The following is a 17,587-nucleotide window of genomic DNA, read 5'->3' as shown; positions in this document are numbered from 1 at the left end:
GACATTTTCCAACCTATATAAAAGGAGGCTGTTTAGCGACATGACATATCAAGTATCCCTGCCGGATCATGACGGGCAGCGCCGGTCATCTACCGCGGTCCCGCCAGCGCCTGCCCTTGAGGTTCGCAGCCTTCATATCACCTTCCGCGAACGGCGCAGCGAAGTGCACGTGCTGGATGGCCTTTCGCTTCAGGTGCAGCCCGGGGAATTCGTCTCCTTGATCGGTCCTTCAGGCAGCGGAAAGAGCACGCTCTTCCATATCATCGGGGGGTTAACGCCTCCGGATGCGGGCTCCGTACTCATGGACGGTCAGGACGTGACCGGAGAGAAAGGCCGCATCGCCTATATGCCTCAACAGCCGGCCCTCTTCCCTTGGCGTACGGTGGAGGACAACGTGCTCCTTCCCGAGGAGCTGAGAGGCACCTCGAAAACCGCCGCCAGGGAAAATGCACGCAGCTGGATGGAACGGGCCGGGCTTGCCGGCTTCGAGAAGGCGTATCCGCATACCCTTTCAGGGGGGATGCAGCAGCGGGCCGCCTTTCTGCGCGCGCTGATGAGTCCGCAGGAGGTTATGTGCCTGGACGAACCGTTCAGCGCGCTCGACGCGCTGACACGCGGCGATATGCAGCGCTGGCTGCTCGATATCTGGGAGGATACGCGCCGTTCGGTGCTGATGATTACCCATCATATCGAGGAAGCGCTGCTGCTCTCGGACAGCATCTATATCCTGTCGGCGCGGCCCGGGACGATCCTGAAACGGGTAGAGGTCCCTTTTCCCCGTCCGCGCAGGGAAGACATCCTGAACGACCCGTCCTTTATCGCGCTAAAAACCGAAATCTCCGCCATCATGCGCGAAGAACAGCACAAGCGTTGAGCCGCATAGGCAGGATACAAATGCCTAAGCTCCTGTATCCATTATTCAAGAGCGCTTCTCGGAGGCGTACAAGCGAGGTGATGTAACGATGAAATCATTCACGCAGACGGAAACGAATCTCCCTCTGCTGGACACCCATATTCATCTGGATTCTTATGCCTTCTCCGATCAGCAAACGATTCTTGCGGATATCCGCAAAAGCGAAGTTCAGTCCATCATCTCCGTTTCCATGAACCTGGCTTCCAGCAAGCGAAACCTGGAGCTGGCCAGGGAGTACGGACCGTTGGTGCGGCCGGCATTCGGTTATCATCCGGAACAGCCCGTCCCTTCCCCTGAAGAAACCAAAGAGCTGCTGGATTGGATGGCTAATCATGTCGACGACATGATTGCCGTCGGAGAGGTCGGCCTGCCCTATTATGCCAGGCTGGAAGCCGAAACGGAGGGTCGGCCGTGGGATAACCGCCCTTACGAATGCCTGCTTGAGCAATTTATAGCATTTGCGAAGCGGCATCATAAACCGGTTATACTGCACGCTGTATATGAAGATGCGGATACCGCATGTGATTTGCTCGACAAATATGGCGTCACCCGCGCCCATTTCCATTGGTTCAAGGGCTCCCGTGACACCTTGCGGCGGATGGCGGATAAAGGCTGCTATATCTCCTTCACGCCCGACATTCTTTATGAGGATGAAATTCGCGATATTGCCCGTGTGTATCCGGAGCATCTTGTCATGACCGAAACCGACGGCCCTTGGCCGTTCGATGGCCCGTTCACCGGACAGATGACCCATCCTAAGATGACGGCTTCCGCAGCGGCGGCATGGGCCGAGCTTCGCGGGCTGGCCGTTTCCGAGGCTCGCAGGATTTTTTACGAGAATGCGGTTAGACTTTACGATCTATAAAAAAAAGAATTCCCGTTCCATTCAAGCCGGTTGTTTACGCAATCGGTTTGTTTTCTTTAAGGAACCGGTTATATTGGTTAATCAGTTCATCGAGCACGATCGATTGCCTGAGGACTTTAGGATGGTTAAAATCACGATACCGCTGCTTCATTTTATGAAGCTTGTTTCTTTCCTGCTCGATATCAAACCTAATGCCTTCCTTCGTTTTCATGACTTTATGTCCTCCCCTCATGTAATATTTTATGCTTTAATGTAAAATTATAGGATGTTTGATGTTAGACATCAGGGGCCTAAAATTGAAAGGGACAGGTCCCAAGAAACAAAAAAAACCACAATGCGAGCTCACTCGCATTATGGTTTGGATTTCGGTTATTTCACAAATTTCTCCTGATACGCCTTCGAGATCTCCTCTGTAATCTCCTTCATCTTCGGATCGCTCTTGATCGTTTCGATCAATTTATCGTACGATTCAACCGGTTCCTTGCCGGTAATGACCATGACCCGCATATCCTCTACTTTCTTGGAAATCTCGGGATAGTATTTGTTATAGGCTTCGGAGTAGAGCTCGCCTGAAGGATTCAGCACCTTAACCGTCTTGCGCTCCGTAACGATCTCTACGTTTCGTTCATACACCTCGTCCGGCATCCCTACCGCATTGATGGCCATATCGTCGCTGACGAGGTGAATCATATTGTTCAGGTTTCCATCTCCCGTCTTATCGGTGACGGCTTGCGGCGTTGCGACCTTCTTCCCGTTCTCCAGATTGTAATGGACGCCTTCGATTCCGTAGGTCAGCATCTCGTTTCCTTCTTGGCTGTAGCCATAGTCGAAGAACTCGAGGATCTTCTTGACCTTGGCCTCAGGCACTTTCTTCGGAATGAGGTACACGCCATAGTACGGGGAGCCTGAAGGCGTATACTTTACCCCGTTGGCATTCTCCAAGTAAGCAAGCGGCATCAAATCCGCCTTGGGATCAACGTCCTTCACGGCTTTGCCGGTTACCCAGGCATGGTTCATGGACATGCCGCCAACCCCTGCCTTGGCGCTTCGCATCGTATCCATCACCTGGGAGAACTTCATGATGGCAAAATCTTTGGGGAACAGGCCCTCGTCATAAGCCTGCTTGATCCACAGCATGGCCTCCCTTGACGCGTCCGATGTAATAATCGGAGACAGGGTGTTATCCGGCTGGAGCTTCCAGCCCCCTTGCGTTTCATTAAAGATATTATAAATATACGCGAGCGCGCTCGGATTAGCGGCATACGGAATCTCATCCGCCTGTCCGTTACCATTCGGATCCTGTTCCTTGAAAGCCTTTAACACGTTATGGAACTCATCCAGCGTTTTTGGCGTTTCCAGCTGAAGGGCATCCAGCCAATCCTTGCGGATCATCGGGAACACCCCGCCCCCATAGCTTGGGTAGTAACGCGGAATCACGATGTTCTTGCCGTCCACCTTGGTGATTTCCCACATTTCCTTCAGCTCTTCGCGATTTAAATTGGGGTAGTCTTTGAGAAAAGGGGTCAGATCCCAGAAGACTCCCTGCTTCAGCATCTTCTGCAGCTGCGGGTTCTGCATCGTTTCCACGAAAGTAACCTCCGGAAGGTCGCCGGACGCAAGCATGACATTGATTTTCTCTTCGGCCGTGGATGGGGACAACCACGTAATATTCAACTTGGTATTGGTGCGTTTCTCCAGCTCTTTCCAAAGCGGATTGGTGTTGTCTATGAATTCGGTGGCATAATTCAAGGTCTGTATCGTGATGCTTGTAGGTTCACTGCTGTCTGTCCCGCCCTCGCTGCCGCTCGAGGGACTCCCGCCGCGGCTGCCGCATGCGCTAAGCAAGAGCGAACTTGCTAAGAGCAGCACCCCCGACATTTTTAAAAACGACTTGCTCGGCTTTGCATCCATTTTTTTCATCATTTGACCTCCCTGTTTATGATACCTCTTTCCTGACTGACCATGTTGGAAAAAGAAAACCGTATATCGGATCATTCCTTGACGGAGCCCACCATCGCCCCTTTGGCGAAGTGCTTCTGCAGGAATGGATACACTAACATGATTGGAACGGTAGCAATGACGACCGCTGCCATTTTCAACGTTTCCGTCGGAACCGGACGGTTCACCTGGAAGGCAAATCCCCCGCCGCTTCCCGATCCCATTGTCGTGGGATCCACCAGCATATTTTGGAGCAGCACTTGCAGCGGCCACATCTTCTGGTCATTAATAAACATCAGCGCGTTGAAGTACGTATTCCAATAGCCGACCGCGAAGAACAATCCGATAGCCACCAGCGCCGGCAGCGACAACGGCAGAATGATTCGCCAGAACACGCCGATATCATTGGAGCCGTCGATCATCGCGGCTTCCTCCAGACTGTCCGGAATGCTGTCGAAGAATCCCTTCATGAGCAGCACATACCACGCGCTCGTCAAGCTCGGCAGGATCAGCGACCAGACGCTGTCGATGAGTCCCACGTTTCGGACGACCAGATACAGCGGAACCAGTCCCGGCGTGAAGAGAAAGGTGATTAACACCATAATCATGATCGCCTTGCGAAACCGAAGCCGTTTTCGGGACACCGCGTAAGCCATCCCCCCGGTAACGAGCAGACTGAGCATCGTGCCGACCGTGGCCAGGAACACGCTTATGGAGATCGAGGTGACAAACAACCCGTTGGACAGTAAATGCTTGTAAGCATCCAGCGTCCAATCCCGCGGCCATAATATCAAGCTTCGTTGATAATACTCCACCGGATCGGTAAATGACAGAATAACGGTATAGTAAATCGGAAATATCGTTGCCAAACCGATGATCAGCAGCAGGCCGTTGTTGACGAAGCCGAAGAGCCCGGTTTTCCATCCTTTCTCATGCATGCTTTACTCCTCCTTGTCTTCGCCCGTCCTCTAGTACAGGCTTTCTTGACCGTATCGCCTCGCCAATCGGTTGGCCGAGACCACCAGGATGACGCCGACGATCGATTTGAACAACCCGATGGCCGTACTGTAGCTGAATTCTCCCTGCCTTATCCCCACCCGGTATACATAGGTATCGAACACTTCGGCTACATTGGTGACGGGCGCATTCATCATCAGATAGATCTGTTCGAATCCGGTATCCATGATCGTTCCCAGGCGGAGGATCAACAGAATCAGGATCACGTTGCGCATCGCGGGCAGGGTAATATGCCATATCCGTCTCATACGGCCTGCGCCATCCATGACGGCTGCCTCGTATAATTGCGGATCCACTCCGGCGATGGCCGCGAGGAAGATGATGGTCCCCCATCCGACCTCCTTCCAGATGGATTGTGCCGTCAGCATGCCCCAGAAATAGTTCGGATTGGAGAGAATATCGACCGTTCCCCAATCCATGGTAACGAGCCACTTATTGAACAAGCCCTCCGATTGCGAGAACATGAGGTAGGTCAGCCCATAGATCAATACCCAGGATAAAAAATGGGGGATATACACCAGCGATTGAATGGTCCGTTTATAGAAGGAGCTTCGTACTTCATTCAGCATCAAGGCTAAAATAATCGGCGCCGGGAAAAAGAAAATCAAGCTCAGGAAGCTAATCGCCAGCGTATTGCGCAGCAGCATCCAGAAGTCGTCGTTGGAGAAAAACCGGGCGAAATGCTCGAAGCCTACCCAAGGGCTTCCGAACACTCCGAAGTACGGCGAGTACTCCTGGAAAGCAATGACGAGATTCGTAATCGGAATATATTTGAAAATGATAAAAAAGATAAGACCCGGCAACGCCAGCATGTATAAATACTTGTCGCGAGCTACATCCGACCGGATCCGCCCCCACTTCGTTTTGGATTTCGCGGGAATAGGGGCGCTCCCGCTTCCTTTTGCCGACTGAACGGTTTCTTGTGCTTTCATCGATACTCCCTCACTTTCAGCCTTGTCGTCTCGTTCAAACCTACCGTTCGCGGAACGTATCCCTAATGTAAACGGTTGCAGAATTGCCTGCAATTCCACTTTTTTTCCGTCGCGGCCCTTTCCCCTCTCCCTTCGATGCACAATACGGAAAAATGCCTGCCTGCCAAGCGTTTCGGATCATCCATTTCCTCGAATTGCACTTTTTTTCCTTGGTGCCGGAATGCCGTGTTCATCGGCATCAATAGGAAAATGTGATCTTTTCAACTAATCCCCTCTTTCGCTATGATAGTATTTAATGATTTTCCCGGCTTTCTTCGATCAGGCCTTGGATTTGTCTATGCCAACAGGGGGTTAGTGTTATGAGGCAACAGAATCCTGAATCCGGTTTCAAAGGTGTTATGTATTGGAGAAGCATCGCGCTCGCCGTGTTGATGACATGCCTCCCCATCTCGGCCATTACGGCCGTTTACCTATACGTGGGGAACCAGCATATGATCAACCAATATCAGCAGCGGAACGAGGAAGCCCTGGTGGACGCGGCGAGGCAAGTGGACGAGCAGTTCACCCAGCTGGTCCACTACGCGCTCAATATGGTGGTGAAGCCCCATTTCAAGCCTTCCTTGTCCGATATGGACTTTGTGTCGAATATCGAGGAGACGAACGAGCTGTTTAATACGCTGAACCTGGTGGAAAATGCCGATCCCCTTGTGGATCAGGTCTATCTCTACATCAAAAAGCAAAATAAAATCATGGAGCCCGATCTCGGGCTGCGGACATTGGATCAGGAACAGGATGCGTTAGGCTTCGGCCGGCTCATGGAGGGAGATTCGGACATGTTCTGGGTACATGACCTGGAGCGGCCTTTCAATAAGGGGAGATCTTCCCACGCGCTCGTCATGCGGCTCCCCTTCAACGGTCATACGCCCTACGGGGCGATCGTCATCTACATCGATCCGTCGAAGCTGCACGTGATTCGCAACAGCGAGAATCTATCGTTCCTGCTCGACGATCAAGGCCATATCATCGGGGAATCGGGCATGAGCCGCAGCATGCCGAAAGCGATGAGCGCGATCCAGGAACAGCTGAAGCTTCCGGAGAATGCCAAGCGTACGAATCGTCTGCGGATGAAGGTTCCGGTCGATCAGGATGTGTGGCTGGTGAATACCGTCCAATTTGAAAAAATGCAGCGGAATTGGACCTATGTATCCGGCACGCCGCAGTCCACAATCATCGCTCCGACGAAGCCGTATACCCATATCATCCTGATCTGCTTTGCTTTTGCGCTCGCGGCATCCCTGGGCGCAAGCTGGTTTGCCTCCAAGAGGATGTATCGCCCTATTCGCAAAATGCTGCATACGATAGGCGGCGATCAGGCCAAACAGACATCGCGGTACAACGAGCTCGATTATATTGAACACGAGTGGAAGCAGTACCGGTTCTCGCATGACACGCTTCAAAATCAATGGAAGCGATCCTTGCCCGCGATCAGGGAGGCTTACATCAATCAATTCTTGAGCGGGCAAGCCGCCCACTTGACGGAGTCCGAGTATGTGCTCAAGCTGCAAGAGATGGAGCTAGACATAACCAATAAACAGTTCTCGGCGATCGTTCTCCAGCAGCATACCCACGGGGAGGATCGGACGCCGCTTACTGAGAACGATCAGCATCTTCTCACCTATGCCGCTTTGAACGTGATTCAAGAGCTGGCAGAGGACGTTAGCGCCTATATGCATCCCATCAATTTCTTCGACGGCTCCTTTGGCGTCATCCTGATCGTTCCGGCCTCTCCTAAAGCCGACGAACAGACACGTATGATGAGGCTGCTGTGCGACCAGATCCTGCGGGCCCTGCGCGATACGCTGCGGATGTCGGCAACCATCGTGCTGGGCGGGCCAAGCTCGACCTGGACCGATGTTCCCCATATTCTGGAACAGGCCAAGCGGGCGCTGCATTACCGATCCTTCGATGCCGGCAGCCAGCTGCTGGAAGCGGACACGGTGCTGTCCCAGAAAAACGACTGGATCGACTTTCCGCTGGAATTAGAGCAGGATTTCATACACACCCTGAACCTCGGGCTGCAAGGGGACGCGCTGCGATCCCTAAGCCGCTTCGTCACGGCGCTTCAAGCCGGGGGCGGTTCGGAGTGGCATGTCCACCATGGGCTCATGCGTTTAATCACGAGCGTTCACCGCTCCATGCTGCAGGCCGGCTTAAATCCGTATCAGGTGTACGATTTCTCCAACCTGCAGGAGCAGCTGTCCCTGCTTCGCGACCCGAAGGCCTGCGTGGACTGGTTCCAGAAAGAAATCATCGAGCCCTATCTCGATCAGCTGACGAAGAACTTCAACAGCTCCATGAAATCGCTGGTCGAAAACGTGCTGGAGCAAATCGAGCAGAACGGGATGCAGGACTTGTCCCTGGATGCCATGGCCATGGAGGCCGGCGTCAGCGTATCCCAACTGAGCAAAGCGTTTAAACAGATGACGGGCACGAATTATATGGACTATCTGACGACCGTGCGCATGAACCGCTGCAAAGAATTGCTGCTGACCACGGATCTTCGCATTCATGAAATCGCGGAGGCCGCAGGATATCAGCCTCCCTACTTCAATCGCATGTTCAAGAAGCTGGAAGGGATCACCCCGGGTCAATACCGCCAGCAGGGAATCGGCAAATGAATCGGCATGTCATCCTGATCAATTAATCTCGTATAAAAAGAGCCCTCTGAAAAAGGGGCTGTCCCTTGGTCCTTACTTCATGACCTTGTGGGACAGCCCCTATTATGTGTTATGACTTACGTTCAAGCTTCGTACGTTGCGGCACGCTTCCTGTGTTGTGACTTACTCTCAAGCGTTGTACGTTGCGCCACGCTTCCCGTGTTGCGACTTACGTTCAGGCGTCGTACATTGCGCCACGTTTCCTGTGTTGCGACTTACTCTCAAGCGTTGTACGTTGCGCCACGCTTCCCGTGTTGAGACTTACGTTCAGGCGTCGTACATTGCGTTACGCCTTCTGTGTTGTACTTGCGCTCAAGCGTCGCCCTATTGCTGCACACTTCCTGTGTTGTGACTTACGTTCAGGCGTCGTACATTGCGCCACGCTTCCCGTGTTGTGCTTACGTTCAGGAGTCGTACATTGCGGCCACGCTTAGCGTGTTGTGACTTACGTTCAACCGTCGCCTTATTGCGTTACGCCTTCTGTGTTGTACTTGCGCTCAAGCGTCGCCCTATTGCTGCACACTTCCTGTGTCGTGACTTACGTGCTTAGCGCGGACCAGCCATCCAAGCATGCCCCGAACCACGCATCGTGTGCACAGGGAGCAGGGAGCACGATGTACAAAATAGCTGCACATTAGCGGACTCAGCGGACCTTATTTTGATCAAAAGCGCCATTTTTCGAATATTGGCGGACATGAGATCCGTTATTTACCAAATAAAGCCCTCATTTTACGGACTTTACACTACTTAACGGATCATGTGTCCGATAGATCCGGCAAACACGAGCCCATAATGAAAATAACGGATCTGAGGTCCGATACTGCTATCCGGATCTGAGTTCCGCTAGATACTGCTGCTGCCGTCCGTAACTCGTTCCGGCTTGCAGCTTCTGAAGCTACGCAAACTTTTCGGAGCACTGCGTCGCCAACGCCACCGATCCCACGCCAGCCAGGCTTGGCTTTCCCAACCAAGCGTAGTTCCTAGAGCTGGACCGTACAAGCATGCCCCGAACCACGCATCGTGTGCACAGGGAGCAGGGAGCACGATGTACAAAATAGCTGCACATTAGCGGACTCAGCGGACCTTATTTTGATCAAAAGCGCCATTTTTCGAATATTGGCGGACATGAGATCCGTTATTTACCAAATAAAGCCCTCATTTTACGGACTTTACACTACTTAACGGAACGTGTGTCCGATAGATCCAGCAAACACGAGCCCATAGCGAAAATAACGGATCTGAGGTCCGATAGATACTGCTGCTGCCGTCCGTAACTCGTTCCGGCTTGCGGCTTGGAAGCTAAGGCAAGCTTTCGAAGCACGGCGTCTCCCACGCCACCGGTCCGGCGCCAGCCGGGCTTGGCTTTATAGGCTAAGCGTAGTTCCTAGAGCTGGACCGTACAAGCACGCCCCCGACCACGCACCATGTGCACAGAGAGCACTTCGTCGCCAACGCCACCGATCCCACGCCAGCCAGGCCTGGCTTTCCCAACCAAGCGTAGTTCCTAGAGCTGGACCGTACAAGCATGCCCCGAACCACGCACCGTGCGCACAGGGAGCAGTCCGCGCGATGTACAGCGAGCCTTTGGAGTATTCCCAAGAGAGCAGCGGTACCAGCCCTCTCTATTGCTTTATGAGAGCGACGTACCCGCTCCTCTCTCTATCATGTCTAACGCCCCATAAACCCCTTCCCCTTCAGGAAGTCCTTCATGTGCAGCCTGACCGGCTCCGCCAGTCGTTTGGCCATAAGCTCCGACCAAGGAGCGCTGTTCTTGCCATGGGTGCGTTTGGACAAATAATCGGAAGAGATTCGGTCGTAGCTCTTCACTTCTTCCAGGGCCGCCGGATCATAGCTGTCACGGTGCAGGACAGCCTCCACCGGAAGCCGGGGACGCAGCCCCGGCTCCTGATCCGGGTACCCGAGGCACATGCCGAATACCGGATAAACCAAATCCGGGAGCTCCAATGCCTCGGAGAACTCCGCAATGGAGTTGCGGACTCCGCCGATATACACAATGCCAAGACCGAGCGATTCCGCCGCGATCGCGGCATTCTGCGCAGCCAAAGCGGCATCCACCGTGGCCACGATGAAATTCTCGGTCGAATCTTCGTACGTCTCTTGATCCGCCACATGCGCCTCTGCGCTTTTTTTCAAACGATACAGGTCCGCGCACCATACCAGAAATACCGGGCATTCCACGATATACGCCTGATTGCCCGCCAAAGCGGCCAACCGCTGCTTTTTCTCTGGTGAGGTCACGGCAATCACGCTGTATGCCTGGACGTTGCTTGAGGTCGATGCCATCTGGCCTGCTGCCACGACAGCCCTCAGCTGTTCCTCGGACACGGGCCGATCCGAATATTTACGAATCGATCGATGGTTCATCAGCAGTGAAATCGTGTCATTCATCGGGTATCCACTCCTTAGGCTCTTAAGAATCGCTCCATTTATTATGAAACTTCAGCTTGGGCAGTGCAAGCTTGGGTTGCCTGCGACCGCAGCGCAAAAAAGCCGGCATGCTGTCGATCGCCTTCAGCAGCCGGCTCTTATTTCAGCCAAAGTTCGCGGCTAGGGAATATGGCAGGAAGTCTGTCGTTAAGACACGATATCGTAGCCCTGCTCTTCAATCGCTTCCTTCAATGCGTCAAGGCTGACTTTGGTTTCGTCGTATTCGACGGCTACCGTATTGGATGCAAGATCGACTTTGCCAGAAGCTCCCGCACTCTTCAGCGCGCCTTCCACCGAGTTTACGCAATGATTGCAGGACATGCCTTCCACCGTCAATGTCACTTGTTTCATGCTGTCGCCCTCCTATCGTAAAATGTCGTACATTATCACTTTACTATACCCCCCGTAGGTATGTAAAGTTGGCGAATTTGCTCCTTTCTGCAACAGAAACACGAAAAAAGTAGGAAGATTTATCCTTTTGATCTGTTATAATGTACATGAATCATAAGATTTATACAGGATGGGACAAGCTTTTTACTCCCCTCCGAAATTTTTCCATAAATTTTGATTATTGTTGCAGGAATTACCAATTCGCTGTCGAACTATCTTATTACAGAGATAACGAACTATGAAAGTAGGAACTCTATCATGGTATTTGACGGCATTATACTAGGGTTAATTGTCGGACTGATACGCGGCGGTTTCCGTCACGGACTGCAGCAATTCAGCAAGATCCGCCTGAAGGGCGGCCTCATCTTCCCAATTCTCCTGATTGTACAGCTGCTCATATTCCGTTTTCAAGCGAATTCCGACTGGCTGGCATCCGCAAGCAGCTACGTGTTTATGTTCATCTACGTCGCCGGCATGATCTTCCTTTGGATGAACCGGGACCAGAAAGGCTTTGGCAGCATCTTGGCAGGCGTCTTTCTCAATTTCCTCGTCATGGCGGTTAACGGCGGCAGAATGCCCGTATCGATGAGCGCCGCTTCCGTTCTGGATCCTTATTACGTGGACATGCTGAGCAACAGCACCGTTATCACCAAGCATTATCTGATGGACGCTTCTACCCGCCTTCCGTTCCTGGGTGACATTATACCGTTATCCCCGCCGTATCCAAGAACACAGGTGATCAGTATCGGAGATATCATCATGAACGTCGGCATCTTTCTCTACATTTTCAACCTGATGACCGTGGGGAAGAATACCGCCAACGTGCAAGCATTAGGACCGAAATCCGATACCAATGAACGTGTTGAACCACAAAATTGATCATACATCATACCACCTGGAAAGGAGGGAGAACTGTGAAGAAAACTGATAAAATCAAGTATTCCCGCATCGTATTGAATGCCATCATCGTTGCTTCTGTTGTTGTCGCTCTGACTTCCGGTTACAGATTCGGATAATCGACTTCCATAAGAAACAGGCTGGAAAATTCAGCCTGTTTTTTTACATCTTTTTCGTTGTTTTGCATCGCAATATACCTTAAAATGTGGAGAATACACCATTGATTTTATTGAGGAGAAATCATTTATGTCCATATTTAAGCGTCCTAGGTTCTCTCAAGGCTTTGCGGGACAGCTGTATTTTGTTTTTCTTTCTCTTCTGGGCTGTTCCACCTTCCTGCTGGTGCATCAAGGGGAAATCTTCCAATATACTCCTTCCCAGTGGGTATGGGTCTATGCGATGTTAGGCGCCGCCCTCATCTTAAACTACTTCACCTTCCAGCTGCCGCCAGAGGGTAATTTACAGTCCATGGATTCCTCTGTTTACCTGGCATGCATCTTTATCTATGGAGCACCGTTTGCGCTGTCCGTCATCCTGTTCGTCTCCCTTGCCATGGCGCTTTACGACAGAAAAATCCCCTTCTGGAAGCATTTTGTTAATTTCTCCGTGTATACCGTGATGATTGTCGGGTCCTCCTTCATTTTCAAAATGGCGGGCGGACAAGCAGGCCCTATTCACAATGATCAATTTGGTGCGTATGTTGCAGCGTTGGTTGTTTATTTTGTTATCAACGTATTCCTTGTCGGCTTCTACTATTACCTGTTATACAAGGGATCGTTATATGATATTTTGAAAACCTTCATGAAAGATACACTGCTTGTTTACCTCAGCACGCTCATTCTTTCGCTGGTTCTCTCCATACTCATCGTACATAACGGCGTTTTCGGGCTGACCCTGTTTATAGGTCTCAGCGTGATGCTGTCCTATTCCTTCAAGCAGCTCTTCACGATGTATAAACAGGTACAAGAGAAAGCCATCAAGGATCAACGAACCGGATTATACAACCACAGCTATTTCGAAAATTTGCTGGAAGACGAAATCAAGAAGGCCAAAACCAATGAAACACCGTTGTCGCTGGCCATGATCGATATCGATGATTTCAAAAAATACAATGATCAATTCGGACACCTGAAAGGCGACATGCTGCTCGGATTTCTCGGCAATTACCTCAAGGTGGAATCCGAAACGGCCGAGGTGGTGGCCTCCCGCTTCGGCGGCGAGGAATTCACGATCCTGATGCCGGGTTATGATGACCATAGGGCACGTTCCTTCATTAACAGGCTCCGCAAAAAGCTGAACGATACCTATTTCGACGGCGTCGAGATTTTTCCGTCCGGCTGTCTCTCCTTCTCTGCCGGCGTTGCCTCGTACCGGATTGATATTCATGACAAGTCGCAGCTTGTCGAGCTTGCAGACCAAGCGCTGTATTATGCCAAGAAACAGGGCAAAAACAACGTGCATGTATATGGAAGCGGCGCCGAAAAGGAATCCGAGATCGACTTTGCGGAGGACGTCCGCGACATCGAGCAGCAGCTGAAGCTGTTCCTGTATAAAGACGTGGATACGTTCAAGCACTCCAAACGGGTCTTCCGCTACGCCATGGATATCAGCGAAGTGCTTGGGCTTGACAGCGTGGAGCGCCGCAATTTTGTGCTCGGGGCACTCATTCACGATATCGGCAAGCTGGAGATTCCTTGGGGAATCTTGAATAAACGGGACAAGCTGACAGCCGGCGAATGGGAAACCGTCAAACGGCATGTCAGCTGGGGCAAGCGCATTGCGGAAACGAACGAGAAGTTCAAGGAACTGGTTCCTTACATCGAACTGCATCATGAACGGTATGACGGCGGCGGCTATCCTCACGGCTTCAAGGGCAGCCAAATCCCCAAGCTGTGCCGGATGCTGACCATTATCGATTCCTTCGACGCGATGACAACCGAGCGGCCTTACCAGAAAACGAAAACCTTCGAGGAAGGGATTGAAGAGCTGCTCCGCTGCTCGGGCACGCAGTTCGATCCGGAGCTCGTTGAGCTGTTTATCCGTTATTTAAGGCTCAAAGCCGAAGCGCAGCAGCAGCCTGCAGCCGGCCTGGAGACCTCTTAAAGACCACCTCCCCTCTGCCTTTCTCATCTCTTGGGATGTTTGATACTTCCTCAAATAAGGTATAAAGGTAGTATCACAACGTTAAATGAGGTGAGATCGGTGGCTGACAAGAAAAAGGATCTTCCGCTTCACAATGGTCCCGGCAACATGGATCACCCTGAACAATATCCGACGGAACAAGAAAGTCTGTTCGACAAATTCGAGAGCGAGCAGCATGTGGACCCGATTCCGATGGAAGACGCCAGGCTGGAGCGCCAGGAAGAAAAGCAGCGGGATGGCACGTCGAAGAAGCGTTCATCCAGCGACGATAAGTATCACAGCGGCTTTTAAAAATGGAACTGGCCTTATCACTGCAGCGTAACTTGAACTTATGGGCTCCGTTTTGGCGGAGCCTTTTTATTTCCCCGTTTTTTCTTTAGTATAGAAGGGTATGTATTCTGATCTAAACCCTAGAGATTATATAAAGAGTGGAGTGGACCCTTTGTTTTCCATATGGACTTTAAACCGTGTGCAGCGAAGGATGCTGCTGGTACTGATAGCAGCGGTTCTGGTGATGTCATGTTTGCTGGTGCTGACCGGTCTTCATGAACGTTCCCCCAGCATCAGCAGCGTGATCGAAGAACGGTATATCCAAAGTGCGGCCATGATCAGCCACCCCGGTGGAGACCTGGAAGAGCATACCACCAGCGTCATGCCCGGTGTGCCGCTTATGATTGCCGGACTTACCGCCATATTCGGAAGCATGAAAGCTGCCCTGATCGGCTATCAGCTGCTCCAATGCTTCTTTCATGCATTTTCCGTCTACTTGGTGTTTGTGCTGTCCCGCTACATGTTCAATACGCGGATCGCTTTTCTCTCTTGCATGATCTATGCGCTATTCTGGCCGGCTTATGGCGCCGTCCGCCTGATCCTGCCGGATACGACCATGCAGACTTTGATGCTTCTTCTTGTCTGCGCCGTCATCGGAGCGCTTGAATTGAAGCAGGCGGGATGGTACGCGGCTGCCGGCGCGCTTACGGCGCTTATGGCCTGCTACAATCTCCAGGCGCTGCTGTATCCTGTATTGTTCATTGCCTTCTGGATCAAATACCGCAGTCCGGTCAAGATCGTAACCGGGGGGCTCCTTCTCATTAGCGCGGGATACCTGCTCATCTTGTCTCCATGGTGGCTGAACATCCCGCTGTTCAATAAATTGAGGTATATGTCCGGTCCGTGGAATCTCGCCGCGCTGTGGCTGGAATCCAGATACATCGAGGGCAATCCGTTGGTTCATCAGTTCCGAAGCATATTTGCGGGCCGCACCTCCAAATATGCGGCTGCCATCGGAAACGAGGAAGCAAGGAAAATCGTGCAATCCGCGTTGGATGCAGTCCGTCTGGTCATGCTGTTTGCCGGGGTCGCCGGCATCATCTGGTCCGTCTGGAAATACCGTCTGAAGCGGCAGCTGCCGGTGCTGCTGACGCTGCTGTATTTCATTGCCGCCGAATGGCTCGTGCCGAGCCTGGACGGCACCGGATTTCCCTATGCGGTCTTCCTGCTGCTCTACGCGGCATTTCTCGCGGACAAAGCGATCATTTACGCGCATAAGACTCGCCTGCTTCGCAAATAAGCATCGCTCCCGAAGCCGGTCCGATCACGGTGGCCGCCTGCGCCTGAAAGCACTTTGATGTTGTGCTTTCAGGCGTTTTTTTCATATTTTTGTAGAACCTTTCAGATTGATAAAACGTCTATATTAGTATCGAAGCTTCCATACCTTCATGCCAGGAGGAATGACTGCATGAAATTAAACCGAAAATTCATCGCCATCCTTAGCATCGCCATAGCAAGCGTCCTGACGATAAGCACCATCCTGTACTTTACCGATGCTTCCCATCGCTCAGGCGGGAAGCACCGCATGAACGACAGCATGAACGACAGCATGAACGGTCAGGCGCTGATTCAAGTCGGCGCCACCTACATCACGCATACACATTTAACCGCCTACAAGGATAACCTCACTAAGAGCGACACCCCCCTACCTGATGACTCCGCGCTCCTTAGAGAAATGGCAGCAAAGGAATTGATGCTTCAGCTGGCTGACGAAGAGGGCGTTGCGGCAAGCCTGGAGGATGGGGCTCAGAGGGCAAGGCAGCTTCGGGAAACGCTCGAGCGCCAGCCGCGACAAGTGCAAGAGCAGCACATGCGCATGCTGGATGCGATGGGCATCAGCGAAGATCAGTACTGGGAAGATTACTCCCCGCCGGAATATCGGGACATGCTATCGATCGAACGTTTCATGAATAAACCGACGACGGAGATGAAGACAAACCAGCCTGACGTCATAACCAGTACCACGCAGCTGAAGGAAGATCTGCTGAAAAAGGCTGTCGATGAGCAGAGAATCGTCGTATTGGATCCGGATATTCAATGGAGATAACGCCGCATTGGTATATAATGGTGTAAAAGTCCATTTGCGACCATGGGAGGATATTATGAAAAAACGTTTCTCTTCTGTTTCTGCGTTTGCACTCGGAGCCTTCGTCGGCGTGGCGCTGACAGCCGGTACGGCCGTTGGTGCCGCCGTTTATCTGAAGGCATTTCCATCCCAATCCAAAATTGTGGTCAACGGATCGGAAGCGCAGCTATCGGATTCTCCGGTAGTCATACAAAACAAGCTGTATGTCCCCGTGCGGGACTTCTCGGAAGCGCTTGGGTACCGAGTCGGCTCCGTCGGTCCCGAGGGGATCGGAATAATTCCCCAATCCTCGAATGGAGAGGCGATCCCGGTCGGCCCGACTGCGCCTTCCGAGTCCGAAGGAGCGCCTGCTCACGAGCGTCATTTGGTGAAGAACCTCGGCAAGCTGATCGAAGTCAACGGCGAATTGAATATGCAAAAGATTTATATCGTTATCGCTGCCGGTGAAGCGAGGCTGTATTCGCAAGATGAAACCACCGGCAACGGGCTGCTGCATTATTTGATTCTAGACGGCGATTCTTCCCTTTACGCCCCGTTTGTACAGATGGACGGCCAAGCCGGCGAGCTTGATTACAACCTGCCGAATTTCGAAGGTCAGACCCCGCTTCATCTGGCGGTCATCCACAAGAATGACTTCTACATCGACAAGCTGCTGAACCAGCACAAGGCAGATGCCTCCCTTCAAGACGCTTCCGGAAAGACGGCGCTGGACTATGCCGAAAAAGACAGCAAGCAGTACAAATTGCTTACGGCCTACATCAACAAGAACAGCAAGTGATGTCCGAATCTGCAGAGGCGTCGTGAGCCCCACCGTTTACGGCAGCCTCCTTCTCTATGCAGCCCTTCATATGCTATCGGAAGCCCGCTCATTTGGCGGGCTTTTGCCTTTTCTTTTGTTTTTGCTTTTGCTTT

15 protein-coding genes are annotated in these 17,587 nt (G+C 52.1%); 9 read left to right on the top strand and 6 right to left on the bottom strand.

Annotation, left to right across the window (positions count from 1 at the left end; all coding sequences use genetic code 11):
- The first annotated feature begins 40 nt into the window (after positions 1 to 40).
- On the top strand, positions 41 to 874 hold the full coding sequence (locus tag AC3RCL_RS03020; protein ID WP_492534544.1) for an ABC transporter ATP-binding protein: 834 nt from the start codon (positions 41 to 43) through the stop codon (positions 872 to 874).
- Between the two features lie 88 nt (positions 875 to 962).
- Positions 963 to 1,778 carry a TatD family hydrolase gene (locus AC3RCL_RS03015; RefSeq protein ID WP_492534543.1) on the top strand — a complete coding sequence of 272 codons (816 nt, stop codon included), beginning with the start codon at positions 963 to 965 and terminating at the stop codon, positions 1,776 to 1,778.
- 34 nt (positions 1,779 to 1,812) lie between these two features.
- On the opposite strand, the gene AC3RCL_RS03010 is transcribed toward AC3RCL_RS03015, so the two are convergent.
- From AC3RCL_RS03010 to AC3RCL_RS02995, 4 genes are all read right to left on the bottom strand, one after another.
- Positions 1,813 to 1,989 (bottom strand): aspartyl-phosphate phosphatase Spo0E family protein, encoded by a 177-nt coding sequence (locus AC3RCL_RS03010; protein ID WP_009594144.1) that lies wholly within the window; start codon positions 1,987 to 1,989, stop codon positions 1,813 to 1,815.
- A gap of 158 nt (positions 1,990 to 2,147) precedes the next feature.
- Entirely contained in the window at positions 2,148 to 3,698 is a 1,551-nt protein-coding gene (locus AC3RCL_RS03005; protein WP_492536254.1) for an extracellular solute-binding protein, read from the bottom strand.
- A 71-nt stretch (positions 3,699 to 3,769) separates the two neighbouring features.
- Positions 3,770 to 4,654, bottom strand: a complete 885-nt coding sequence (locus tag AC3RCL_RS03000; RefSeq protein ID WP_492534542.1) for a carbohydrate ABC transporter permease — start codon at positions 4,652 to 4,654, stop codon at positions 3,770 to 3,772.
- 30 nt (positions 4,655 to 4,684) lie between these two features.
- A complete protein-coding gene (locus tag AC3RCL_RS02995; protein WP_036664971.1) occupies positions 4,685 to 5,665 on the bottom strand; it encodes an ABC transporter permease in 981 nt (326 codons plus the stop codon).
- A 359-nt stretch (positions 5,666 to 6,024) separates the two neighbouring features.
- Between AC3RCL_RS02995 and AC3RCL_RS02990 the strand changes: the two genes are divergently transcribed.
- Positions 6,025 to 8,343, top strand: coding sequence for a helix-turn-helix domain-containing protein (locus AC3RCL_RS02990; protein WP_492534541.1), 2,319 nt, complete (start codon positions 6,025 to 6,027; stop codon positions 8,341 to 8,343).
- A 1,707-nt stretch (positions 8,344 to 10,050) separates the two neighbouring features.
- On the opposite strand, the gene nfsA is transcribed toward AC3RCL_RS02990, so the two are convergent.
- Both nfsA and AC3RCL_RS02980 read right to left on the bottom strand, forming a co-directional pair.
- Positions 10,051 to 10,791, bottom strand: a complete 741-nt coding sequence (nfsA, locus tag AC3RCL_RS02985; protein WP_036664685.1) for an oxygen-insensitive NADPH nitroreductase — start codon at positions 10,789 to 10,791, stop codon at positions 10,051 to 10,053.
- 186 nt (positions 10,792 to 10,977) lie between these two features.
- A complete protein-coding gene (locus tag AC3RCL_RS02980; RefSeq protein ID WP_009594149.1) occupies positions 10,978 to 11,181 on the bottom strand; it encodes a cation transporter in 204 nt (67 codons plus the stop codon).
- Positions 11,182 to 11,478: 297 nt separating this feature from the next.
- On the opposite strand from AC3RCL_RS02980, the gene AC3RCL_RS02975 reads away from it, so the two are divergent.
- The 6 genes from AC3RCL_RS02975 (at position 11,479) to AC3RCL_RS02950 (ending at position 17,453) form a co-directional block, all read left to right on the top strand.
- Positions 11,479 to 12,099, top strand: a complete 621-nt coding sequence (locus tag AC3RCL_RS02975; protein WP_009594161.1) for a DUF5317 domain-containing protein — start codon at positions 11,479 to 11,481, stop codon at positions 12,097 to 12,099.
- 264 nt (positions 12,100 to 12,363) lie between these two features.
- Positions 12,364 to 14,220 carry a bifunctional diguanylate cyclase/phosphohydrolase gene (locus tag AC3RCL_RS02970; RefSeq protein WP_096774673.1) on the top strand — a complete coding sequence of 619 codons (1,857 nt, stop codon included), beginning with the start codon at positions 12,364 to 12,366 and terminating at the stop codon, positions 14,218 to 14,220.
- A 99-nt stretch (positions 14,221 to 14,319) separates the two neighbouring features.
- Positions 14,320 to 14,550: a YczO family protein gene (locus tag AC3RCL_RS02965; RefSeq protein WP_009594140.1), complete on the top strand. Its 231-nt coding sequence runs from the start codon at positions 14,320 to 14,322 to the stop codon at positions 14,548 to 14,550.
- A gap of 151 nt (positions 14,551 to 14,701) precedes the next feature.
- Positions 14,702 to 15,829, top strand: a complete 1,128-nt coding sequence (locus AC3RCL_RS02960; protein ID WP_492534540.1) for an ArnT family glycosyltransferase — start codon at positions 14,702 to 14,704, stop codon at positions 15,827 to 15,829.
- Positions 15,830 to 15,997: 168 nt separating this feature from the next.
- A complete protein-coding gene (locus AC3RCL_RS02955) occupies positions 15,998 to 16,636 on the top strand; it encodes a hypothetical protein (protein WP_492534539.1) in 639 nt (212 codons plus the stop codon).
- Positions 16,637 to 16,691: 55 nt separating this feature from the next.
- Positions 16,692 to 17,453 (top strand): stalk domain-containing protein, encoded by a 762-nt coding sequence (locus tag AC3RCL_RS02950; RefSeq protein WP_492534538.1) that lies wholly within the window; start codon positions 16,692 to 16,694, stop codon positions 17,451 to 17,453.
- Positions 17,454 to 17,587: the final 134 nt, after the last annotated feature.

This window comes from Paenibacillus sp. MT86 (assembly GCF_058792535.1).
This window is presented reverse-complemented; position numbering and strand designations above follow the sequence as displayed.

Coding starts and splice junctions, on each gene's coding strand:
- AC3RCL_RS03020 (WP_492534544.1), top strand. CDS start 41: ATGACATATCAAGTATCCCTGCCGGATCATGACGGGCAGCGCCGGTCA.
- AC3RCL_RS03015 (WP_492534543.1), top strand. CDS start 963: ATGAAATCATTCACGCAGACGGAAACGAATCTCCCTCTGCTGGACACC.
- AC3RCL_RS03010 (WP_009594144.1), bottom strand. CDS start 1,989: ATGAAAACGAAGGAAGGCATTAGGTTTGATATCGAGCAGGAAAGAAAC.
- AC3RCL_RS03005 (WP_492536254.1), bottom strand. CDS start 3,698: ATGAAAAAAATGGATGCAAAGCCGAGCAAGTCGTTTTTAAAAATGTCG.
- AC3RCL_RS03000 (WP_492534542.1), bottom strand. CDS start 4,654: ATGCATGAGAAAGGATGGAAAACCGGGCTCTTCGGCTTCGTCAACAAC.
- AC3RCL_RS02995 (WP_036664971.1), bottom strand. CDS start 5,665: ATGAAAGCACAAGAAACCGTTCAGTCGGCAAAAGGAAGCGGGAGCGCC.
- AC3RCL_RS02990 (WP_492534541.1), top strand. CDS start 6,025: ATGAGGCAACAGAATCCTGAATCCGGTTTCAAAGGTGTTATGTATTGG.
- nfsA (WP_036664685.1), bottom strand. CDS start 10,791: ATGAATGACACGATTTCACTGCTGATGAACCATCGATCGATTCGTAAA.
- AC3RCL_RS02980 (WP_009594149.1), bottom strand. CDS start 11,181: ATGAAACAAGTGACATTGACGGTGGAAGGCATGTCCTGCAATCATTGC.
- AC3RCL_RS02975 (WP_009594161.1), top strand. CDS start 11,479: ATGGTATTTGACGGCATTATACTAGGGTTAATTGTCGGACTGATACGC.
- AC3RCL_RS02970 (WP_096774673.1), top strand. CDS start 12,364: ATGTCCATATTTAAGCGTCCTAGGTTCTCTCAAGGCTTTGCGGGACAG.
- AC3RCL_RS02955 (WP_492534539.1), top strand. CDS start 15,998: ATGAAATTAAACCGAAAATTCATCGCCATCCTTAGCATCGCCATAGCA.
- AC3RCL_RS02950 (WP_492534538.1), top strand. CDS start 16,692: ATGAAAAAACGTTTCTCTTCTGTTTCTGCGTTTGCACTCGGAGCCTTC.